The organism is Acidovorax sp. SUPP950 (genome assembly GCF_030158935.1).
Taxonomy (GTDB): Bacteria; Pseudomonadota; Gammaproteobacteria; order Burkholderiales; family Burkholderiaceae_C; genus Paracidovorax.
The window spans coordinates 1,264,577-1,285,247 of the sequence record NZ_BQXE01000001.1; the positions used below are offsets into that span (position 1 = coordinate 1,264,577).

Below are 20,671 nucleotides of genomic sequence, written 5' to 3' on the forward strand. Positions count from 1 at the left end.
AGCGCGCCCTGCCCAGCAACACGCTGGCTGCGGCAAGCGTCAGGCGCCTTTGTCACGCAGCCGTCTGGCGGCATCCAGCAACCCGGGCACTTCCTGCGTTGCGCTTCGTATGCCTGCGCCGACGTCCATCTGCCGCGCGACGCCCACGGCCAGCACCTCATTGAGCAGAGCGCGCTGGGTCCGGCGAAGGTTGGGATTCAAGGCCCGCACTTCAGGAGGAACGCGGGCCTTGGCAACATCGACGGGGGCCTGTAGCTTGAGTTGCACTCGCCGCTGGAACCCCCGGCCCACCACCGCCATGGAAGGAAAGACCGTGTGTGGCGCGTAGCGCATCGTGGGTCCGACCTCGCGCAAGCCCTGGTCGAAGCGGGCCAGCAGAGATGGCGAGTTCCCGTTCAAAGCCGTCTCCATTACAGCCCTGTCTTTCAAGCCCGAGGCATGGCCGTGCTCCAGGCTCAGGGTGAAGTCGCCGGCATCACCTGCCCATTGGCTGTCTGCAGAAAAGACTGCGGGTCCGCGAAGCCAAGGGTCCAATACCATGTGGTAATCCGGCCCCCGCCCGTCCCTCAGCTCTGCCCAGTCGTGGTCGATCCACTGCGACTTCACGAGGTAAATGAACTCCCCCTTGTCGGTGCCTGAGCTGGCTTCTTTCAACAGAGGGACATGCAGCATGATGGTCAAGGCAGCGAACTCTGCACAATTGCCGGCCTGGGCCAGAATTCCTCCGGCAGCGTAGGCCACAACTCGCGGCAGGCCGTGCTCCACCAGCATGTTCTTCACAAGCCGGCCCGCTTCGACCCTCCTGGAGCTTTCGTGACCGAATCGCGCAATGTCGTCTTTGACGTTGCCGCGACCGCTCGGCAACAGCGCTCGGACCTGCTCGACCGTGGCGGTGGCGTTGCGCAGGCGCGTAAGGTCAGGCCCTTCCACATGCCGGCCATCGATGGCCCGTGCCATGACATAGCCGCGCAACTGCCGGTCCACTGCGGGGGACAGGGTTTGGCGGGGGCGAAGCAGGCCTTCTATTACGGCGATACCGGCGGCTTTACGCGAATGCAGTCCGTGGACAGCTACCGCGCACCCGCAGGCGGAGTCTCGACCAGTGGAAGGGGGTCCGACACCTGGACTGGGGGCCAGCGCGGCAGGCGGACGGCCCCGGGATGAAAGCGGTGACACCATAAGTCGGCTCCTCGATTCTGGCGCCCGGTTTGAAAGGGACAGGCCGCAGGCGCCGGACAAGGGCATGCGTCCTTCGGCCATCCGAGTCCGCCTCATGCGGAACTGGAACACACAGGTTAAGCACAACATCGCCCTGCGTCCATGCGGGCCGCGAAGACACCCGTGGGCGGACGAACCCGCGGACTTTGCTCCCACCGCGCGCCACTGTCATCACGCCGTCACGCCGCCCCGCTCCAATGCCATGAAATCGATTACATGGCCTTTTCCAGCCCCATTCCATCCCAATGACCATCCAGGACGTCGCCCGAGAAGCCGGGGTTTCGGTCGCCACCGTGTCCCGCGCGTTCAATCTGCCGGACAAGGTCACCCCCGCCACGCGCGACCTCGTGCTCGGCGTGGCCGAGCGCCTGGGCTACGCGCCCAACGCCAGTGCCCGCACCCTGCGCACGCAGCGCAGCCGCGTCATCGGGGTGGTGTTGCCCACGCTGCTCAATCCCGTGTTCGCTGAATGCCTCGAAGGCATCGCGCGCGCCGCGGCGCTGGCGGGCTATGCCATCCTGCCATTCACCACCGACTACGTGATCGCCCAGGAAGAGCGCGCCGTGAATCTGCTGCTGGCGGGCGACGTGGACGGCATGATCCTCGTGGTCTCGCAGCCCGAGTCCTCCACGGCGCTCGCGCGCCTGGCGGCGGCCGCCCTGCCCTACGTGCTGGCCTACAACCGGCACCCCGGCCACCCCTGCGTCTCGGTGGACAGCGAAGGCGCCGTGGCCGACCTGGTGGCACGGCTGGTGGCCCTGGGGCACCGGCGCATCGCCATGGTGAGCGGCCAGTTGGCCGCATCGGACCGCGCACAGCAGCGCTGCCGCGGCTTTCGACGCGGCATGGCCGCTGCCGGGCTGACGCAGGCGCCGGTGGTCGAAGTGCCTTTCGTGGAAACCGCGGTGGAGGACGTGGCGCAGTGGCTGCGCGGGGCCGAGCGCCCGACCGCCCTGGTCTGCTCCAACGACCTGATTGCGATCCGCTGCCTGCGGGCCGCCCACCAGGCGGGCCTCGCCGTGCCGCGCGATCTCAGCGTGGTGGGCTTCGACGGCATCGCGCTGGGGCAGGACCTGACCCCCGTGCTGAGCACCGTGGCCCAGCCCAATGCGGACATCGGCCGCTGCAGCGTGGAACTGCTGATCCAGGCCATGGCCGCCGATGCGCCACTGGCGCCACAGGCCAGCCTGACGCTGCCCCATCGCTTCCGCGCCGGCGAATCCTGCGCAGGCGCCTGACCGACAGATCCCGCAATCCACTTCCTCCAACCCATCCCTTCCTTCGTCTGCTTTTCTGGAGCCCCCGATGAAACACACCTTGCAAACCCTGATCCGCACCACCGTGCTGGCCTTCGGCCTGGCCTCCGGCGCCGCCGCGATGGCGCAAACCGCCATTTGCTACAACTGCCCGCCCGAATGGGCCGACTGGGGCAGCCAGCTCAAGGCCATCAAGGCCCGCACGGGCGTGACCGTGCCGCCGGACAACAAGAACTCCGGCCAGGCCCTCGCCCAGATGGTGGCCGAGCGCGCAAGCCCCGTGGCCGACGTGACCTACCTCGGCGTGACGTTCGCCATCCAGGCGCAGAAAGACGGCGTCGTAGGCACCTACCAGCCCGCCGGCTGGAAGGACATTCCGGAAGGCCTCAAGGACCCGGCGGGCCATTGGTTCACCATCCACTCGGGCACGCTCGGCTTCATGGTGAACGTCGATGCGCTCAAGGGCAAGCCGGTGCCGCAATCGTGGGCCGACCTGCTCAAGCCCGACTACAAGGGCCTGATCGGCTACCTCGATCCGGCCTCGGCCTTCGTGGGCTATGTGGGTGCGGTGGCGGTCAACCAGGCGCGCGGCGGCTCCATGGACAACTTCGCCCCCGGCATCGACTACTTCAAGGCACTGCAGAAGAACGAGCCCATCGTGCCCAAGCAGACGGCCTACGCCCGCGTGCTGTCGGGTGAGATCGCCATCTTGCTGGACTACGACTTCAACGCCTACCGCGCCAAGTACAAGGACCAGGCCAACGTGCAGTTCGTCATCCCTGCGGAAGGCACCGTGGTCGTGCCTTACGTGATGAGCCTGGTGGCCAATGCCCCGCATGCGGCAGACGCCAGGAAGGTGCTGGACTTCGTGCTGTCCGACGAAGGCCAGGCGCTGTGGGCCAACGCCTACCTGCGCCCGGTGCGCGCCAACGCCATGCCCAAGGAAGTGCAGGCCCGCTTCCTGCCGTCCAGCGACTACGCGCGCGCCAAGACCGTGGACTACGGCCGCATGGCGGCTGCGCAAAAGGCGTTCTCCGACCGCTATCTGAAGGAAGTGCAGTAACGCCATGCGCCACGGTGGTTCCGCTCCCTCGCGCCCGGTGCTGCTGGCGTGCGCCGCGCCTGCCGTGGCGTTCTTCGCGGCGTTCTGGCTGCTGCCCGTCGCCCTGCTGCTGGCCCTGCCGGCGGCCAAGGGCTGGGACACCTACTTCGCGGTGCTGACCCATGCGCGCTATCTGCAGAGCCTGCTGCAGACGCTGGGACTGTCGCTCGCCGTCACGCTGGCCACGCTGGTGCTGGGTGCGCTGGTGGGCATCACGCTGGCGCGCCAGCGCTTTCATGGCCGTGCGCTGCTGCTGTCGCTGCTGACGCTGCCGCTGTCGTTCCCCGGCGTGATCGTGGGCTTTTTCATGATCCTGCTGGGCGGGCGGCAGGGGCTGGTGGCCGACCTGTCGGAGGCGCTGGGCGCCGGCCGCACCACGTTCGCCTATGGGCTCACCGGCCTGTTCCTGGCGTATCTGTATTTCTCGCTGCCGCGGGCCATCGCCACCTACACGGCGGCAGCCGGCAGCATGGATGCGCAGCTGGAAGAAGCGGCCCGCTCGCTGGGCGCCTCGCGCTGGCGCGTGGCGCGCGATGTGTGGGTGCCCGAACTGGCGGCCACGACGCTGGCCTGCGGCGCGATCGTCTTCGCCACGGCCATGGGCGCGTTCGGCACGGCGTTCACGCTGTCGGCCAAGTTCGAGGTGCTGCCCATCACCATCTACAACGAGTTCACCAACTATGCCAACTTCGCGCTGGCCGCCAGCCTGTCGATCACGCTCGGGCTGATCACCTGGATGGTGCTGTGGGTGTCGCGCCGCGTGTCCGGCACCACCGCTTTCTGAAGGAGCCGAAACCATGCGAAACGCAAGACAGGCCCCGGCGCTGCTGATGGCGCTGACCGCCCTGGTCGCGCTGTTCATGATCGCGCCCATCGCCCTCTCGGTGGTGGCCGGTCTGGTCCACAACTACAGCGTGGGCCTGAAAAGCGGGCTCACGCTGCGCTGGCTGGGCGAGGTGTGGGAGAACTACGGCGGCACGGTGGGCTGGTCCCTGGTGCTCGCGCTGCTGTGCGTGCTGGGCAACCTGTTGCTGGGCGTGCCCTGCGCCTATGCTCTGGCGCGCAGCCGCTCCCGCTGGGCCCGGCTGTTCGAAGAACTGCTCACCCTGCCCGTCGCCGTGCCGGGCCTGGCCAGCGCGCTGGCGCTCATCCTCGCCTACGGGCAGCTTTCGGGCTTTCGCCAGAGCTTCGCCTTCATCCTGGTGGGGCACATGGTGTTCACGCTGCCCTTCATGGTGCGCACCGTGGGATCGGCATTCCAGAAGAACGAACTGCGCTCGCTCGAAGAGGCCGCGCGCTCGCTGGGCGCCAGCTTCGCGCAGCGCTTTCTGGGCGTGCTGGTGCCGGCCGTGCTGCCGGCCATCGTGGCGGGCAGCCTGATGGTGTTCACGCTCTCGGTGGGCGAATTCAATCTCACCTGGATGCTGCACACCCCGCTCACCCGCACGCTGCCCGTGGGGCTGGCCGACAGCTATGCCTCGATGCGCATCGAAATCGGCTCGGCCTACACGCTGGTCTTTCTGATCGTCATCCTTCCCGTGCTGTGGGGCCTGCAGGCCATCGGCACCTTCATCGAGAAACACCATGGAACTTGAACGCACGCGCGTGGACGTCGTCCAGTGCGCCAAAACCTATGCCGACGGCACCCGCGGCCTGCAGCCCACCGACCTGACCGTGGAGCCCGGTGAGGTCATGGCCCTGCTCGGACCTTCGGGCTGCGGCAAGACCACGCTGCTGCGCATGATCGCCGGGCTGGAGGCCCCCGATGCGGGCAGCCGCATCGCTTTCGGAAATACTGACGTGACCCGCATGCCGATCGAGCAGCGCGGCGTGGGCATGGTGTTCCAGCACTACGCGCTCTTTCCGCAAATGACGGTGCAGGCCAACATCGGCTATGGCCTCAAGATTCGCGGGGTGGCCGAAAGCGAGTGCCGCCGCACCGTGGGCGAACTCGTCGATCTGGTGCGCCTGGGCGGCCTGGAGAAAAAACGCCCGGCCGAACTCTCCGGCGGCCAGCGCCAACGGGTGGCCCTGGCCCGCGCCGTGGCCGCGCGCCCGCGCGTGCTGCTGCTGGACGAGCCGCTCACCGCGCTGGATGCCAAGCTCAAGGAATCGCTGCGCGACGAACTGGCCGACCTGCTGCGCCGCCTGCACATCACGGCGATCCACGTCACCCACGACCAGCAGGAAGCCCTGGCCATTGCCGACCGCCTGGCCGTGATGCATGCGGGCCGCATCGTGCAGGTGGGCGACGGCGAGGCGCTGTACCGCACGCCCAGCCACCCGTTCGTGGCCACGTTCCTGGGCCGGGTCAACCGCATCGTGCCGGCCGTGGACCCCAGCGCAGCGCGGGGACTGCCGCACCTCACGGCGCTGCAGGCCTGCGACGCCCCTTCGGCTCCGGCCGATGCGCTGCTCGTGCGCCCCGAGGACGTCGAGGTGGGGCCGCCCCTGCCCGACTGGGGCAGCGCCGCCGTGACGCGCCGCAGTTTCCTGGGCGACCGCGTGCAGCTCACGCTGGCCGTTTCGGGGCATGCGCCCCTCCTGGCCGATGTGCACCGCGACCATCCCGCGCGCGAGGGCGAACGGGTAGGCTTTCGCATCGCCACGCACCGCCTGCTGTCCGTCACCGAAAGCCTCAGCGCATGACCCGCATGAAAACCACCACCCTGCTCCTGCAGCTCTCCGACCTGCACATCCGCGAGCCTGGCCGGCTGGCCTATGGCCGGCTGGACACCGCTCCCTACCTGCGCCAGGCCGTGGACACGGTGCTGCGCATGCCGCAGCGCCCGGATGCCGTCGTGGTCACCGGTGACCTGACCGACTTCGGCCGGCCTGCGGAATACGGCCACCTGCGCGACCTGCTGGCGCCACTCGGGGCCATGCCGCTCTACCTGCTGCCCGGCAACCACGACGATCGCGAGCAACTGCGCGCCAGCTTTCCCGAGCACGCCTACCTGGGCGAAGAAGGCTTCGTGCAATACAGCGTGCCGGTGGGCGGGCTGCAGCTCATCGCGCTCGATACCGTGGTGCCAGGCGCCAGCGAAGGCGGCCTGTGCGAGGCACGGCTCGCCTGGCTGGAGCGCCAACTGGAAGCGCACCGCGGCAGGCCCGTGGTGATCGCCATGCACCACCCGCCGTTTCGCACGCTCATCGGCCACATGGACGCCATCGGCCTGCTGGAAGGCGCCGAAGCGCTGGAGGCCATCGTGGCGCGGCACGCCAACGTGGAGCGGGTGGTCTGCGGCCACCTGCACCGCGCCATCCAGGTGCGCTTCGGCGGCACGCTGGCAGCGACCGTGCCATCGCCCGCGCACCAGGTGTGCCTGGACCTGGCGCCCGACGCCGCCTCGGCCTGGACGCTGGAGCCGGCGGGCTTTGCGGTGCATGCGCTGCCGCAGGACGGGCGGCTGGTCAGCCACATCGCGGCCAGCGGGACATATCCCGGGCCGTATCCGTTCCATGAGGCGGGGCAACTCATCGATTGAGGATCTCGTCCACCGAAACCCATTCGCCGCGATGGCGCCGCTCGGCACGGCTTCGCTCATCGGCTCCTCGGAAAAATCTCTTCCATGAAGTAGCCCTCGATCCTGGTCAGATGCTCCACACCGTTGCGCATGCGGGCTTTGATGTCGCTGATCGATGCCGCCAGTTCACTGAATTTCGCTCCAGGGTTCATGGCCGCCGCATCGCGCCACTGCTTGAGCTGCCGAGGATCCAGCCGGGCGCTCAGCGTTTCGTCGGCCAGTTGTTCCACCAGATCGCCATGGCCTTGAAGCAGTTCATCTTTAGTCGCCAGCACCTGCTCCAGGTTTTGGATCTTTCTACCCATCGCCTGGACGTTTCCGAGCAGTTCCAGCACGCCACTGACGTGATATCTCATGTTCATGGTGCGGAGCGACAACAGGGCCTGCGCCATTTCGTGGCGCTTTTCGTCTGCCTCTCTCTGTGCCAGCGCGGCGGCTGATTCGGCAGCCGCCGTGCTGGCAACATGTGTGGGGGAAGCTGGCGCGGAGCCCTCGGTCGAAGAAGCGCTGGCCACCGGCAGGGTCGATGCGATCAATGCACCGTCACGGGGGCTGGCAGTCGATTTCGGAGATTCCGACTGGGTGGACGCCACGTTCGCCTCCACGTCGATCTGCACACTGTCATTCGCTTCTGTTTCTGCTTCCATGTGCGTTTCCAGATCCGCGTCCCAATCCGACCGCGCGTCCATGAAGACGTCCGTATCGGAGTCAGCGTCCGATTCAGGTTCTACCTCCAGCCGCGCATGCATCTCGCGCGCCGCAGCCTCCGCTGTCTGGAACACCGCTTCCAGGTTCACCGATGCAGCCTGCACCCATTTTTTGTAGCTCTCCGGCGTCGCGCTCCCGTCCAAGCCGTTCATCTGCTTGCGCATTTCCGATTGAAAGCGCAGCGAATCGGCTTTGAGGCTCGCCATGCTTTGCAGACGCTTGATCCGGATCTGCATTGCCGCCGGGTTTTCGGCCACTGACTTTTCTGGTTGGCCGACATACCCCTGCATCCTCAGAATCCCTGCGGCTGCGAGGTCGCGCCATGCGTCGGTATTTTCCACGGGCGGAGGGCCCGAGCGGCCTGTAGAGGCGACGGCGACAGCCTTGGCCTTGCCGGCACGCGCCTCGGCAAGCGCCGCCGCACGGGTCGCCGAGGCTGACGCAGCGGTGCCGGATACGGCCGGTTCGCGGTGACGCACCCCGGCTGGTCGGGAAAGTTTCGGCGGAGGGGGACGGCGGGTGGGCGGCGGCCCCGAATCCTCGGGTTTGGTTTGCAGGGCCAGCGCTCTGCCCTGCAAGCCCAGTGTCGCTGCGGACATGGAATTGGACCTGCGTTGCGGTGCGCCCTCCTGGATGCGCTCCTCAACGGAGCGGGCAACGCGCGGCGGAGACGTGATTTCTTTGAGATGGACCATGGCTTCTCCCTTGAATGCTTTAATGGAAGGGCCGAGGGTAGGAACGGGCCTGACCCACCGCGCCGCAGCGCCCGAAGCCCTTGCCCGGCGCGCGAAACCCGGGCCATCCCGTGCCATCCAGGCCACCCGGCACACCGATCCGACCCGCCCAGGCCCGTGGTTGCTGGCGGGCTGCTATGGATTCAGGAGTATGCTGTCACTCCCGGAACGGCAGGCAGGCCAGGAGCCCTGTGCCCCGCCCCCGGGTGAAGCATCCGATCCCTTTCATGAAGCACCTGTTGAATCTGCTGGCCGCCGTGGCACTGCTGGTCTGGGGCACCCACCTGGTGCGCACGGGCGTGCTGCGTGTGTTCGGCGCCAACCTGCGCACCATGCTCGCCCGCAGCATGGGCAACCGCTTCACGGCAGCACTGTCGGGCATCGGCGTGACGGCCCTGGTGCAGTCCAGCACGGCCACCTCGCTCATGACCTCGTCGTTCGTGGGCCAGGGGCTCATCACCCTGCCGGCCGCGCTGGCGGTGATGCGCGGGGCCGACGTGGGAACCGCCCTCATGTCGGTGCTGTTCTCCACCGACCTGTCGTGGCTGTCCCCCCTCTTCATCTTCGTGGGCGTGGTGTTGTTCATCACCCGCCAGTCCAGCTCGGCCGGGCGCGTGGGGCGCGTGCTCATCGGGCTGGGGCTGATGCTGCTGGCGCTCGAAATGGTCGTGCAGGCCAGCGGCCCCATGCTGGCCTCCCCCATCATCAAGGCCATGCTCGGCTCGCTCAACAGCGACATCGTGATGGAGATCGTCATGGGCGCGGTGCTGGCCGTGATCGCGTACTCAAGCCTGGCCATCGTGCTGCTCATCTCGGCCATGGCGGCCTCGCACGTGGTGCCGCTGGACGTGGCCCTGGGCCTGGTGCTGGGGGCCAACCTAGGCAGCGGCCTGCTGGCCGTGCTGACCACCGCCAAATCGGCCGTGGAGGTGCGGCAGGTGACCGTGGGCAACCTCGTCTTCAAGCTGATGGGCGTGGCGCTGGTGGCCCCGTTCGCCGGGCTGTGGCTGCGCTATGTGCAGCCCCACATGCCAGGTACCGCGCAGGGCGTGGTGCTGTTCCATCTGGGCTTCAACGTGGTCATCAGCCTGGGGTTCATCGCGTTCACGCAATGGGTGGCCACCTGGGTGACACGTCTGCTGCCCAAGCCCGTGGGCGCGCAGAGCCTGCGGCCCCACCACCTGGACCCGTCAGCCCTGTCCACCCCGTCGCTCGCCATTTCCTGCGCCGCCCGCGAGGCGCTGCACCAGGCCGACGTGGTGGAGACCATGCTGCTGGGCGTGCTCGATGTGATCAAGAAAAATGATGTGCAACTGGCCGAACGCCTGCGCAAGATGGATGACGAGGTGGACGAGCTGTATTCGTCCATCAAGTACTACCTGACCAAGATTTCCCGCGAGGCGCTGGGCGAGGACGAGAGCCGGCGCTGGACCGACATCATCAGCTTCACCATCAACATGGAGCAGATCGGCGACATCATCGAACGCGTGTTGCTGGACATCGAAGACAAGAAGATCAAGAAGGGCCGCCAGTTCTCCGACGCCGGCATGGCCGAGATCACGGAGCTGCACGAGCGCCTGATCAACAACCTGCGCCTGGGAATGAGCGTGTTCCTCAACGGCACGGTGCGCGACGCGCAGAAGCTGCTCGAAGAAAAGGCGCGCTTTCGCGACCTGGAGCGCGCCTACGCCGCCACCCATCTGGTGCGCCTGGCGGACAAGACGGTGCAGAGCATGGAAACCAGCTCGCTGCACATCGACCTGATCAGCGAACTCAAGCGCATCAACTCGCACATCTGCTCGATCGCCTATCCCATCCTGGACTCGGCCGGTGCCCTGGCGCCCAACCGCCTGCGCTCGGCCACCGGCGCGGCGCAGGACGCCACGATCGGAAAATGACGGGCTCGCCACCCACGCACGTGCCCCTTCCGAGTGCCGCGCCATTGCTGCCGCCAGACCCCTTGCCGAAAGCCCCGCCTGTGACCTCCCCTGCCCTGCCCGACCGTGCCCTCGAACCCGACGTCGTCATCTATCACAACCCGGAATGCGGCACCTCGCGCAACGTGCTGGCGATGATCCGTGCGAGCGGCATCGAGCCGCATGTGGTCGAGTACCTGAAGACCCCGCCTTCGCGCGCCATGCTGGCATGGCTGGTCACGCGGGCAGGCGTGCCGGCGCGCGACATGCTGCGCGAGAAGCACCCGCTGCATGCCGAACTGGGCCTCGCCGATCCGGCCCTGGACGACACCCGGCTGCTCGATGCCATGGCAGCCCACCCCGCACTCATCAACCGACCCATCGTGGTATCGCCGCGGGGCGTGCGCCTGTGCCGGCCCGCCGAACGGGTGGCGGATCTTCTGCCCGCCCGCTAGCGAAGCGGTGGTCCCGGCGCCCGCCCGTGCGCCCATCGGATGGGGTCAGTCCATCTGCTCGACGATCAGGGTCGCGCCCGCCCCGCCGTCCAAGGTCACCGAGCCCAACATCCCATAGAACTGGGCCTGCAAGGTGGAGCCCGCGATCAGCGTCACGATGGTCTCGCCGAGATACCGGTTCGTCGACATGCTGGGCACCTCGGTCAAGGCCGGGTAAGAAGCGCCATTGATGAGCACCCGGGCGCTCGCCAGGGTGGCGGCAGTGGTGCGCATGGCGTATTTCACGCGGTAGCGGCCCGTGGTGGGCACCGTGAAGACGTCGCTGGAACCATTGGCGACAAAGCCACCGCCGAGGTTCTGCGCCTGCGGCATCGGCACATTGGTGCCCCCCAGCAGGACGGCGATGGTGGAGCCGGCCGTGTTGTGCGCGGCCATCGACACCGCGCTCACCGCCCCGCCAGTGCCTGCAGGGCCGGTGGCCCCGGTCGCACCCGCCGTACCGGTGGCGCCCGCCGCGCCGGTCGGGCCCGTGGCCCCTATCACGCCCTGCAGGCCCTGCGGACCTGCCGGACCGGTGGCGCCGACCAATCCGATGGGCCCCGTCGCGCCGGTCGCACCCGATGACCCGGTTGCACCGGTCGCCCCCTGCGCGCCCGTGGCCCCCGTAGCACCTGTCGCCCCACCGGGCCCGGCCGGACCGGTCGCGCCGGTGGGCCCCGCCAAGGCCGAAGCAGCGGCCGGGGAACAACTCCCCAGGCGGCCCGAAGCGCCATCGAAACATGCCAGCTGGCCCTGTTGCGGCGAGGCAGGCAGTGCAGGCAACAGGACCGCGCCATCGGACTGCACCCGCAGGCGCTCATCGGCGCCGCCACTGCTGCGCACACTGAAGCCGCCGCCAGGGGGCAGCGTGATGCTGACATCGGCGGCATGCGCTGCGGCGACATGCAGAGATGCCGTACAGGCGATCAACGCCGCGAGGACATGGCGGCCATGCCGCGGGCCAGAGGAAATCGTGTGCATGGCGCAACCCGTTCTGATTTTTTTGAGAAACGACTTCTTTGCCGGATGCCCCTTTCCGAACCGGGAAACAGGGCGTGCAACGACGCTCGGGTCGCGGCAAAGATTCGGGGCCGTTGTCCGGAAAACGGCCTGCGTCTTCCGCTTCGCGTGCATGGCTCGACGCCTGCAGCACCTCTCACCCCTCTTACGAAATTTAACAGGCGAATCCGCCCCATGCCAAGGCACCCGCATGGCTTTTTTTTGGATTTCCACGGGGCACAGCGCCACGGCTGAGCGATATGAGGGGAGCTTCAGCCCAGGTGTCACGCAACGTGACAAAGGACCCTGCGCACGGCCCCATGCTCCCTCGGCCTACAGGGCGGCGGGACCGCCCAAGGCACTCTGGGCTCTCTTATCTGCATCAGGAGATCTCATGGAAATTCACATCAACACGGGCAATGGCATGGAAAACCGCGAGAGCCTGGAACGCTGGGCCGACGCCGAGATCCGAAAGAATCTGTCACGGTTCACCGAGGGCGTGCGGCGCGTCGAAGTGCACCTGTCGGACGTCAACCATGACCGGGGTGGTGCGGACGACAAGCGCTGCGTGATCGAGGCTTTGGTGCCCCAGCATGCGCCCGTTGTCGCAACCCACAACGCGCCCACCGTGGATGAAGCCTTCCGAGGCGCCGAAGCCAAGTTGCAGCGCGCGCTGGACAGCGCCCTCGGCAAGCTCAAGGACCAGCGCGACCGCACCTCGATCCGCACGCAGCCGGAGATGCTGCAGCCTTGATGAATCCAAATCGGCATCCGCCGAAGGCCGGGCAGACCCGTCAGGCACTGCCCCGCCGGCATCCCCGCCCCAGGAGACACGATGAACACCCCCAAGCATCCCCCCGGTAACGACGAGCCGGAAATCACCCAGGAAGACAGCGTGCCGGTGGACGACACAGACCCCGAGGGCGAGGCCATGATGAAAGAGGTCCGCAACGACCGCCTGAAGGTGCCGCCCGGCGAAGAACAGGACTGAGGCCAGGGTGCCCTCTGGGGCGCTTGACCCCGGCCTTCTACCGGACCTGCGAGGTTTCGGCCGCGCGGGCCGTCGCTGCATTGGCGGCGATGCGATCCGCGGGGGCGAGCCCCTCGGGCCGGCGGGCATAACGCTGTGCGAGCACCGCGCACACCATGAGCTGCAGCTGGTGGAACACCATCAGCGGCAGCACGATGGCCCCCACCGCGTGCGAGGCAAACAGCACCTTGGCCATGGGCACGCCGCTCGCCAGGCTTTTCTTGGAGCCGCAGAACACCACGGTGATCTCGTCCTCTTTCGAAAACCCGAACCGCCGGCTGATCCACGTCGTGGCCGTCAGCGCGATGGCCAGAATCACCGCGCACACGACCAGCAGCCCGGCCAGCGCCGGCAGCGGAATCTGCCGCCACAGCCCCTCGATCACCGCCGCACTGAAAGCCGTGTAGACCACCAGCAGGATCGAGCCCTGGTCCACGAACTTGAGCACCGCGGCACGGCGCTGCACAAAGCCGCTGATCCACGGGCGCAGCAGATGGCCTGACAGGAAGGGAACGAACAATTGCAGCGTGATGCGCCCGATGCTGGCCAGCAGATCATGCGTGCCCCCACCCGCTGCGCCGGCGGCGCCATGCGCCATGGGAACGCCCGGCAGCAGCCAGCCCACCAGCAGCGGCGTGATCACGATGCCCAGCAGCGTCGAGCCCGAGGCAGCGCACACGGCGGCAGGCATGTTGCCGCGTGCCATGGCGGTGAAGGCGATGGCCGACTGCACGGTCGCCGGCAGCACGCACAGGAAGAGCACGCCCAGGTACAGCTCGGGCGTGACCAGCGGCTGCAGCACCGGCCGCAGCGCCCAGCCGATCAGCGGAAAGAGCACAAAGGTCGAGGCCACCACCACCAGGTGCAGGCGCCAGTGCGACAGGCCGGCCACGATAGCCTCCCGCGACAGCTTGGCGCCGTGCAGGAAGAACAGCAGCGCCACAGCGGCCAGCGTGGCCTGCTCGAAGCCCTGGGCCACCCGCCCCGAGGCGGGCAGCAGGCTGGCCAGCGCCACGGTGGCGAGCAGCGCGAGGGTGAAATTGTCGGGAAGGAAACGGGAGCGGGCCATGGAGCGCGGAACCTTTGCAATCGGATGGCCGCCATTAGGCCCGCCGCGCGATCCAAAGAGAAATGGATTTATCTGATGGTTTTATGATGGGAAATCATGAATGTCACGCTGCGCCAGCTCCATGTCTTTCGCGCCGTCGCCGCCACGCGCCATTTCAGCCGTGCGGGCGAACAGATCGGCCTGACGCAACCCGCGGTGAGCCGCTGCATCACCGAACTGGAGGCGCAACTGGGTCTGCAACTGCTCAACCGCACCACGCGCGAGGTCGAGCTGACCGAGGCGGGCCGCAGCCTCGCCGCCCGCCTGGAGCGCGTGCTGGAAGACCTGGACGCGGTGCTGCTGGACGTTCGCGGCATGGCGTCCGAACGGCGGGGCCGGGTGCGCGTGGCCAGCAGCCCCACGCTTTCGGCCCACCTCATGCCTGACTGCATCGCCCGCTGCCAGCGCGAGATTCCGGGGCTGCAGATTGTGCTGCTGGACCGCATTCAGAACGACGTGCTGGCGAGCGTGCTGTCGGGCGAAGTGGATTTCGGCGTGGTGATCGACCCTGGCGAGCGCGAGGCACTCACCTGCGAGGCCATCCTCACCGAGCCCTTTTGCGTGGCCTGCCCGCCTGGCCATCCCCTGGCGCGTAGGCGCAGCGTGCGCTGGACCGATCTGGCGGGCGAACCGCTGGTTTTGCTCGACCATGCCTCGGGCAGCCGCCGCCTCATCGACCAGGCGTTTTCCGCCCAGGGCGTGGCCGCCACCGTGGCGCAGGAGGTCGGCCACCCGACCACGATCTTTCGCATGCTGGCCGCGGGCCTGGGCATCACCGTGGTGCCCACGCTGGCCTTGCCGCCAGAGGGCCTGCCCGGGGTGGCCGTGCGCCCGCTGCGCCCGCGCGTGGACCGCGAAATCGTGCTCGTCCACCGCCGCAACCGGGCGCTGGCGCCGGTGGCCCAGGCCGCGTGGGACTTGGTACGGACGGTGGCCCGGGAGCGGCAGACAAGAAGTCCGCCCCGTGCAGAGCCAAGGCACTCGACCGAAGCGACGTCATAACTTGCATCGCCAAGCCTTCGAAACCCGCTCTCAGCGGCTAGCGCCAGCGCCCTAACGCTGAGGCGCCGGCCCAGCGTTGTAATCGCGGTTCTGGATCGGCCCGCTGCGTCCAAAAACACGACCACTCGGTGGCGCGGCAGCGTCGGCAGACGCACTGCTTTGGGCTTGCGCGCCAGGGTTCACCATGTGCTGATAAAACTCCTTCGCATCGGGCGTGTTGAACATCATGGTTTGCATGTCGGGGTGGAAAGACTCCTGACGCGTGAAGCTCGAGGACGGAGAAGACACAGAGGCTGGCGGTTTTTCAGTTTTCGGTTGGGGCGAGTAGCGGCTCTGCGCATAGAGCCCCCCCACCATGGCCGCATCCGCCATCAATTGCTGATGCCGTTGTTCCTTGACGCTGAGTGGGCGGCCCGAAGGCGAGTCCCCACCGATCTGCGTGCGGCGGCGAGCGCCCTGCTCAGACGCAGCGGCTCCCGATTGGGCACGAGAAGAAGGCATTCCGGGTGGAGCGTCATGCGAATGGCGCGATGTCCTTCCTGACGAACTCCCCGAGGATTTGCCTGAACCCTCTTTCGGATGGGCCTGCGTGTCGCTGGACTTGCTGCGGCCTATGCCTAATTTATGGGTGATGCCGTTGAACATGGGAATCCTTGCGTGCAGTGTGGAACATGGCTCCACTTTAGGCATGCGCCAGATGGGCGCCGAAGCCATCCGAAGCAGTGCGTTGCAAAACGCAATCGACTGGCCTTGGCCTTCACTTCTGCGGCCAGTCAACCGCACCAGCACCAGCGCCGCCTCCGCCGTGAACCGGCTGCGCACCAACCGGAGGCATGAAGAGCCTGAAAGGCCTCCGCCGCAATAAACACTAGGGCATATCGCTATAAAAACAATAGCATTAGAAAATTGATGCGCAACAGGTGCCTCTTGGTAACCGAGTCTTCCACGTTGTCCAGCGCCAACGATTCGGTCAGTGCCAGCAGGTGGTGGCGGATGCCGGTCTACTGGATCGCCTCGACCACGCCCGCCACGAGGCCGGGGGGCGAACCTGCCGCACGCTCCCGTTCACCGAGACGTGCTTGTTACAGCGGCATGATTCACTCAGCGATGCACGGGGCATCGCATCGGCAATCAGCGTCCTACGCCCGGCCGGGTGAACATGCGGCCGCCCATCGATCCAATCGCCGCCCGGTCTTCTTCGCTGACCTCCATGGCTTCTTCGTCTGCCAGACCGTGGTCGGAGATGGTGTCCGAATCGCTGTCCTGCTCCAGCGAAAAACCGAAACTTTCCAGCGTCAGGGGTTCGGATGTGCGGCGACTGCCCGCTTCGGACGATGCGGATGTCTCTGCCTCGTCTTCGTCATCGGGCGGGAGCATGCCCTGGCTTTCCATGATCTTATTTCTCTGGATCTGCTGATTGATTTCCGAGAGACTGCCGTCCCGAAGCTCACCGGGCAGCGGTGCGGGCTTTCCCTTCGTGCCATCCGTTTTCTCAGCGATCCCTTCCCTCACCGCGTACTCGGCAAACTGGACCTTCCGGCGAGCGCCGGCGACCGTAGCGGCCGGCTCGGCGCCACCTTGCGGCCGGACCGCTGCGTACGCCGCGTTGAAGCGCCGGCCTTGGAACTGGGTGCTGCGGCTGAGCTTCGGCCCCTCCCCTGCCGTCACGGACGGGCCGGTCGCGTCGGATGGCGCGCTGGCGCTGGCAGGCGAGGCAGGAACCGGGGCGGCAACGGATTCCGGCGGCGGCGGTGATGCAGGCCGTGTCCTTCGGGACGTCGCGGCCCGCCAACCGGTCGCCGAAGGCGAAGTCGGACTGGAGGATTCCAAAGCGGCCTCGGGCTGCACGGGTTCTTTGTCCGGCCGGCGAATGGCTTCCTGTGGGCGCGAGGGCCCAGCCCCTTCGCTCGACGTCCCGGGCCGGGGCGCCGGACTTTCATCGCGCTGCCTGCGCAGGCGCTGCGATGGGTATGCGGGAGTGCTGGCGGTCGGCTGGTGAGCGCCTCCTTGCAGGTTTTGCCGCTGCCCCGCCCGCTGGCGGGCCGCGAGATTCTCAGCGGCAATGTGCAGCATTTCAAATCGATGGAAACTGACCCCCTGGTTGTTGATGGTGCTCATCTTTGCGCACACTGCCTCGTACTCCGCTTTGAGATGCGGGTCGGCCGCCGTGCGTCGGAAAACCTCTTCGGTCGAGCAGTTGCTCGCATTGGCGCGCGCCGTCAGGTTCTCCTTGACCGCTCTATCAAGGGCCGCGCGATCTGGAACGAATGTCTCGCTGCCAGTCGCCTGCGCGAACATTTGGCTCCCGATCTTGTTCCTCTCGGCTGAAATGACGCGGTGATCGTAGAGTTGGGAAGCCACGCTCCAATCCAGGCGTGCAGTTCTGTTGCGCTGTGCCTGAAGGTCAATCCGCGGCTGCCCCATTTGCCCGGCCACAGGCCCCGCCCCCGTCTGTCGCGATGGCGGCATTCCATGGGGAGATGCGTGCCGATGGGGCGACGTGCGCGGCGGCGAAGCGGGGGGGCGATGCCGGCCGCTCCAAAGACGAAGAGCCGCCGGTGAGTTTGCGCTTGATGTGACCGAGACCGAGCATGGTGATTTCCTTGGAAAACGGGGCTGGGCCCATGTTTCCGATCTGACCAGCGGATGGCCTCAATTCCCACCCCAGCCCGAAACGCCTGCGGCGCACCGAAGCGAGACCTGCCAGGGCCCTCGCGCGCTACCAGCCGTAGAACCCCGCCAGCACCAGCGCCGCCTCCGGCGTGAACTCGCCGCGCGCCAGCCGTGCGTGCACTTCGGCGGTGGGCAGCAGTTCGAACCGTTCCACCTCGCCGTCCTGGTTCTCGGGCACCAGGCCCTCGGGCACGGTGGCGTGGAACCAGTCGATGCGCTCGACCATGTAGCCCACGCCTTCGCCGTCGCTGCTGGGCCGGGCGAAGTCCACGTGGCCGCCGTGCGCCACGGCGTGCAGCGCGCTGGTGCGCAGGCCCGCCTCTTCCCAGGTTTCCCGCTCCAGGGCCGTGTCCAGCGTGTCGGCGGCGCTGACCATGCCGCCCATGAGCGTGTCCCACTTTCCAGGGTGGGTGGGTTTGTCGAAGGCGCGTTGCTGCACCCACAGGCAGCCCCCCGGCGCGCTGCCCACCAGATGCACGGCCTGGGTGGCGAGCCCCAAGGGGCGCACGGCGCCACGCTCCACGGTGCCGATGCGCTCGCCGGCGGCGTTGCACACGGCGAGCTGCTCGTCGCGCCAGGCCCCGCAGCGGCCGGCCTGGCGCAGCGCCTGCGCCAAGGCCGCCAGGGCGGCGGTCACGTCGCCGGCCGGGGCATCGAGGTGCCATGCAGCCGCACCGTGATGCTCCTTTTTTGATAGCAAACAGGGCAAAGAATCCCCCGGCGTGAGGGCAATTTCATCCAGAACGCCCTCGGCCACCGAGCCCACGGCATGCCCGGCCACCACGAACGGCAGGCGCGGCGCGGCGGGGGGCTGCTGCGCCTGGCGGCGCGCGGCGGGCACCCAGCCCGGCACGGGCTGCCCGCTCATTCGAGGGTGAGGATGGTGCAGCCTGTGGTCTTGCGGGCCTCCAGGTCGCGGTGCGCCTGCTGCACGTCGCGCAGGGGGTGGCGCTGCTCGATGTGGATCTTGACCGCGCCGCTTTGCACCACCGCGAACAGGTCGTCCGCCATGGCCTGCGTGGCCTCGCGCGTGGCGATGTGGGTGAAGAGCGTCTGCCGCGTGACGTACAGCGACCCCTTGGCGCCCAGCAGGCCGGGCGGGAACGCAGGCACCGGGCCCGAGGCATTGCCGAAGGTGGCCATGAGGCCGAAGGGCCGCAGGCAGTCGAGCGACTTCTCCCAGGTGTCCTTGCCCACGGAGTCGTACACCACCTTCACGCCCTTGCCGCCGGTGATGTCCTTCACGCGCGCGGCGAAGTCCTCGGTGCGGTAGTTGATGGCGTGGGCCGCGCCGTTGGCGAGCGCGAGGCGGCATTTTTCGTCGCTGCCGGCCGTGCCGATGAGCTGCAGGCCCAGGGCCTTGGCCCACTGGCAGGCGATCAGGCCCACGCCGCCGGCGGCCGCGTGAAAGAGCACGTGGTCGCCGGGCTGCAGGCCCTCGGCGGGCAGGGTCTTCTTGAGCAGGTACTGCGCCGTGAGGCCCTTGAGCATCATGGCCGCGCCGGTCTCGAAGCCGATGGCGTCGGGGAGCTTGCAGACGGTCTTGGCGGGCATCACGCGCACTTCGGAGTAGCTGCCGGGCGGGTTGCTGGCATAGGCCGCGCGATCGCCGGCCTTCAGGTGCGTGACGCCCTCGCCCACGGCTTCGACGATGCCCGCGCCCTCCATGCCGAGGGTGGCCGGCATGGACAGCGGATAGAGGCCCGTGCGGTGGTACACGTCGATGAAGTTCAGGCCCACCGCATGGTGGCGGATGCGGATCTCGCCCGGGCCGGGGTCGCCGACGTCCACATCGACGACATGGAGTTCTTCGGGGCCGCCATGCTGGCGGATCTGGACGGCAAGGCTCATGGGGAACACTCCTGCAAGCTGAGAAGGGGGAAGGAACGAGAGAACGAAAAGCGGGCGACCGGCTGACGGAAAGCGGGTGAATCCTGCCATGTTTTGCCGCGGCCTGCCGGAGCGAGGCGCTACAGTCCTCGCCCATGACGCAACGACTCACCCCGGGCACGATCGCCCTGCTGGCCACCGCGCCGCTGCTGTGGGCCGGCAACGCGGTGGTGGGCCGGCTGGTCCACACGCTGGTGCCGCCCGTCACGCTGAACTTCATGCGCTGGGCGCTGGCATTCCTGGTGCTGCTGCCGCTGGCGTTCCGCGTGCTGGGGCCGCAAAGCCCGCTGTGGCCGCACTGGCGGCGCTATGCGGCGCTCGGGCTGCTGGGCATCGGCTGCTACAACGCGCTGCAGTACATGGCGCTGCAGACCTCCACGCCGCTGAACGTGACGCTGGTGGGCTCCAGCCTGCCGCTGTGGATGCTGACGGTGGGCGCGCTGTGCTTCGGCGCGCCCGTGCGGCGCCCGCAACTCATCGGCGCGGTGCTGTCCATGGCCGGGGTGCTGCTGGTGCTGAGCCGGGGCGAATGGGGCCAGCTGCTCGCGCTGCGCCTGGTGCCCGGTGACCTGTTCATGGTGCTGGCGACGATCTCCTGGGCGTTCTACAGCTGGCTGCTGTCGCGCACGCACGAGCCGGCCACGGTGCGCTCGGACTGGGCGGCGTTCCTGATGGCGCAGATGGTGTTCGGCCTGGCGTGGTCGGGCGCCTTCGCCAGCGGCGAATGGGCGCTGGGCCACACGCACATCGAATGGGGCTGGCCGCTGGCCGCGGCGCTGGCCTTCATCGCGCTCGGGCCGGCCATCCTCGCCTACCGGTGCTGGGGCGTGGGCGTGCAGCGCGCGGGCCCGGCGGTGGCGGGGTTCTTCATCAACCTCACGCCGCTCTTTGCCGCCGTGATGTCGGCGATGTTCCTGGGCGAGACGCCGCGCCCCTACCACGCGGCGGCGTTCCTGCTGATCGTGGGCGGCATCGTCGCCTCGTCCCGGCCCCACAAGGCCTGACCGGCCATCC

20 protein-coding genes are annotated in these 20,671 nt (G+C 67.9%); 12 read left to right on the forward strand and 8 right to left on the reverse strand.

All coding sequences use genetic code 11. The features are described from left to right. Positions 1-39: 39 nt before the first annotated feature. Positions 40-984, reverse strand: coding sequence for a hypothetical protein (locus tag AVME950_RS05965; RefSeq protein WP_284429098.1), 945 nt, complete (start codon positions 982-984; stop codon positions 40-42). Between the two features lie 479 nt (positions 985-1,463). On the opposite strand from AVME950_RS05965, the gene AVME950_RS05970 reads away from it, so the two are divergent. The 6 genes from AVME950_RS05970 to AVME950_RS06000 all read left to right on the forward strand — a co-directional run bounded on the left by AVME950_RS05970 (position 1,464) and on the right by AVME950_RS06000 (position 7,064). Further along, the gene (locus AVME950_RS05970) at positions 1,464-2,456 is read left to right on the forward strand and encodes a LacI family DNA-binding transcriptional regulator (protein WP_284429099.1); all 993 of its coding nucleotides are present in this window, start codon (positions 1,464-1,466) and stop codon (positions 2,454-2,456) included. 67 nt (positions 2,457-2,523) lie between these two features. Further along, complete coding sequence (locus AVME950_RS05975) at positions 2,524-3,537, forward strand: ABC transporter substrate-binding protein (protein ID WP_284429100.1); 1,014 nt, start codon at positions 2,524-2,526, stop codon at positions 3,535-3,537. Between the two features lie 4 nt (positions 3,538-3,541). Further along, the gene (locus tag AVME950_RS05980) at positions 3,542-4,360 is read left to right on the forward strand and encodes an ABC transporter permease (RefSeq protein WP_284429101.1); all 819 of its coding nucleotides are present in this window, start codon (positions 3,542-3,544) and stop codon (positions 4,358-4,360) included. Between the two features lie 13 nt (positions 4,361-4,373). Next, complete coding sequence (locus AVME950_RS05985) at positions 4,374-5,171, forward strand: ABC transporter permease (RefSeq protein ID WP_284429102.1); 798 nt, start codon at positions 4,374-4,376, stop codon at positions 5,169-5,171. Beyond that, entirely contained in the window at positions 5,161-6,225 is a 1,065-nt protein-coding gene (locus AVME950_RS24300) for an ABC transporter ATP-binding protein (protein ID WP_349817227.1), read from the forward strand. Before AVME950_RS05985 ends, AVME950_RS24300 begins: the two co-directional genes overlap by 11 nt. Beyond that, positions 6,222-7,064: a phosphodiesterase gene (locus AVME950_RS06000; RefSeq protein WP_502869365.1), complete on the forward strand. Its 843-nt coding sequence runs from the start codon at positions 6,222-6,224 to the stop codon at positions 7,062-7,064. Before AVME950_RS24300 ends, AVME950_RS06000 begins: the two co-directional genes overlap by 4 nt. 56 nt (positions 7,065-7,120) lie before the next feature. Here AVME950_RS06000 and AVME950_RS06005 read toward each other — a convergent pair whose 3' ends face one another. Further along, positions 7,121-8,506 (reverse strand): hypothetical protein, encoded by a 1,386-nt coding sequence (locus AVME950_RS06005; RefSeq protein ID WP_284429103.1) that lies wholly within the window; start codon positions 8,504-8,506, stop codon positions 7,121-7,123. A 266-nt stretch (positions 8,507-8,772) separates the two neighbouring features. Here AVME950_RS06005 and AVME950_RS06010 point away from each other — a divergent pair, with 266 nt between their 5' ends. Together AVME950_RS06010 and arsC are read left to right on the forward strand one after the other, a co-directional pair. Then, complete coding sequence (locus AVME950_RS06010; RefSeq protein WP_284395241.1) at positions 8,773-10,443, forward strand: Na/Pi cotransporter family protein; 1,671 nt, start codon at positions 8,773-8,775, stop codon at positions 10,441-10,443. A gap of 80 nt (positions 10,444-10,523) precedes the next feature. Beyond that, positions 10,524-10,916 carry an arsenate reductase (glutaredoxin) gene (gene arsC, locus AVME950_RS06015; RefSeq protein WP_349816844.1) on the forward strand — a complete coding sequence of 131 codons (393 nt, stop codon included), beginning with the start codon at positions 10,524-10,526 and terminating at the stop codon, positions 10,914-10,916. Between the two features lie 45 nt (positions 10,917-10,961). On the opposite strand, the gene AVME950_RS06020 is transcribed toward arsC, so the two are convergent. Further along, complete coding sequence (locus AVME950_RS06020; protein ID WP_284429104.1) at positions 10,962-11,936, reverse strand: BclA C-terminal domain-containing protein; 975 nt, start codon at positions 11,934-11,936, stop codon at positions 10,962-10,964. 412 nt (positions 11,937-12,348) lie between these two features. Between AVME950_RS06020 and AVME950_RS06025 the strand changes: the two genes are divergently transcribed. Both AVME950_RS06025 and AVME950_RS06030 read left to right on the forward strand, forming a co-directional pair. Beyond that, positions 12,349-12,708 (forward strand): HPF/RaiA family ribosome-associated protein, encoded by a 360-nt coding sequence (locus AVME950_RS06025; RefSeq protein ID WP_284429105.1) that lies wholly within the window; start codon positions 12,349-12,351, stop codon positions 12,706-12,708. An 81-nt stretch (positions 12,709-12,789) separates the two neighbouring features. After that, entirely contained in the window at positions 12,790-12,945 is a 156-nt protein-coding gene (locus AVME950_RS06030) for a hypothetical protein (RefSeq protein ID WP_284429106.1), read from the forward strand. Between the two features lie 37 nt (positions 12,946-12,982). Here AVME950_RS06030 and AVME950_RS06035 read toward each other — a convergent pair whose 3' ends face one another. Next, a complete protein-coding gene (locus AVME950_RS06035) occupies positions 12,983-14,053 on the reverse strand; it encodes a bile acid:sodium symporter family protein (RefSeq protein WP_284429107.1) in 1,071 nt (356 codons plus the stop codon). A 96-nt stretch (positions 14,054-14,149) separates the two neighbouring features. Between AVME950_RS06035 and AVME950_RS06040 the strand changes: the two genes are divergently transcribed. Continuing rightward, a complete protein-coding gene (locus tag AVME950_RS06040; RefSeq protein ID WP_284429108.1) occupies positions 14,150-15,094 on the forward strand; it encodes a LysR family transcriptional regulator in 945 nt (314 codons plus the stop codon). A 51-nt stretch (positions 15,095-15,145) separates the two neighbouring features. Here the strand turns inward: AVME950_RS06040 and AVME950_RS06045 are convergent, their stop codons facing one another. From AVME950_RS06045 to AVME950_RS06060, 4 genes are all read right to left on the reverse strand, one after another. Continuing rightward, positions 15,146-15,739, reverse strand: coding sequence for a hypothetical protein (locus AVME950_RS06045; RefSeq protein WP_284429109.1), 594 nt, complete (start codon positions 15,737-15,739; stop codon positions 15,146-15,148). Between the two features lie 486 nt (positions 15,740-16,225). Further along, positions 16,226-17,455: a hypothetical protein gene (locus AVME950_RS06050; protein WP_284429110.1), complete on the reverse strand. Its 1,230-nt coding sequence runs from the start codon at positions 17,453-17,455 to the stop codon at positions 16,226-16,228. 358 nt (positions 17,456-17,813) lie between these two features. After that, entirely contained in the window at positions 17,814-18,635 is an 822-nt protein-coding gene (locus AVME950_RS06055; protein WP_284429111.1) for an NUDIX hydrolase, read from the reverse strand. Further along, the gene (locus AVME950_RS06060; protein WP_284429112.1) at positions 18,632-19,618 is read right to left on the reverse strand and encodes a quinone oxidoreductase family protein; all 987 of its coding nucleotides are present in this window, start codon (positions 19,616-19,618) and stop codon (positions 18,632-18,634) included. Before AVME950_RS06060 ends, AVME950_RS06055 begins: the two co-directional genes overlap by 4 nt. A gap of 134 nt (positions 19,619-19,752) precedes the next feature. Between AVME950_RS06060 and AVME950_RS06065 the strand changes: the two genes are divergently transcribed. After that, positions 19,753-20,661, forward strand: a complete 909-nt coding sequence (locus AVME950_RS06065) for a DMT family transporter (protein WP_284426497.1) — start codon at positions 19,753-19,755, stop codon at positions 20,659-20,661. Positions 20,662-20,671: the final 10 nt, after the last annotated feature.

What these genes read in the sequence shown, in the direction of transcription:
- AVME950_RS05970 (WP_284429099.1), top strand. Translation starts at nt 1,464, where the DNA reads ATGACCATCCAGGACGTCGCCCGAGAAGCCGGGGTTTCGGTCGCCACC.
- AVME950_RS05975 (WP_284429100.1), top strand. Translation starts at nt 2,524, where the DNA reads ATGAAACACACCTTGCAAACCCTGATCCGCACCACCGTGCTGGCCTTC.
- AVME950_RS05980 (WP_284429101.1), top strand. Translation starts at nt 3,542, where the DNA reads ATGCGCCACGGTGGTTCCGCTCCCTCGCGCCCGGTGCTGCTGGCGTGC.
- AVME950_RS05985 (WP_284429102.1), top strand. Translation starts at nt 4,374, where the DNA reads ATGCGAAACGCAAGACAGGCCCCGGCGCTGCTGATGGCGCTGACCGCC.
- AVME950_RS24300 (WP_349817227.1), top strand. Translation starts at nt 5,161, where the DNA reads ATGGAACTTGAACGCACGCGCGTGGACGTCGTCCAGTGCGCCAAAACC.
- AVME950_RS06000 (WP_502869365.1), top strand. Translation starts at nt 6,222, where the DNA reads ATGACCCGCATGAAAACCACCACCCTGCTCCTGCAGCTCTCCGACCTG.
- AVME950_RS06005 (WP_284429103.1), bottom strand. Translation starts at nt 8,506, where the DNA reads ATGGTCCATCTCAAAGAAATCACGTCTCCGCCGCGCGTTGCCCGCTCC.
- AVME950_RS06010 (WP_284395241.1), top strand. Translation starts at nt 8,773, where the DNA reads ATGAAGCACCTGTTGAATCTGCTGGCCGCCGTGGCACTGCTGGTCTGG.
- AVME950_RS06020 (WP_284429104.1), bottom strand. Translation starts at nt 11,936, where the DNA reads ATGCACACGATTTCCTCTGGCCCGCGGCATGGCCGCCATGTCCTCGCG.
- AVME950_RS06025 (WP_284429105.1), top strand. Translation starts at nt 12,349, where the DNA reads ATGGAAATTCACATCAACACGGGCAATGGCATGGAAAACCGCGAGAGC.
- AVME950_RS06030 (WP_284429106.1), top strand. Translation starts at nt 12,790, where the DNA reads ATGAACACCCCCAAGCATCCCCCCGGTAACGACGAGCCGGAAATCACC.
- AVME950_RS06035 (WP_284429107.1), bottom strand. Translation starts at nt 14,053, where the DNA reads ATGGCCCGCTCCCGTTTCCTTCCCGACAATTTCACCCTCGCGCTGCTC.
- AVME950_RS06040 (WP_284429108.1), top strand. Translation starts at nt 14,150, where the DNA reads ATGAATGTCACGCTGCGCCAGCTCCATGTCTTTCGCGCCGTCGCCGCC.
- AVME950_RS06045 (WP_284429109.1), bottom strand. Translation starts at nt 15,739, where the DNA reads ATGTTCAACGGCATCACCCATAAATTAGGCATAGGCCGCAGCAAGTCC.
- AVME950_RS06055 (WP_284429111.1), bottom strand. Translation starts at nt 18,635, where the DNA reads ATGAGCGGGCAGCCCGTGCCGGGCTGGGTGCCCGCCGCGCGCCGCCAG.
- AVME950_RS06060 (WP_284429112.1), bottom strand. Translation starts at nt 19,618, where the DNA reads ATGAGCCTTGCCGTCCAGATCCGCCAGCATGGCGGCCCCGAAGAACTC.
- AVME950_RS06065 (WP_284426497.1), top strand. Translation starts at nt 19,753, where the DNA reads ATGACGCAACGACTCACCCCGGGCACGATCGCCCTGCTGGCCACCGCG.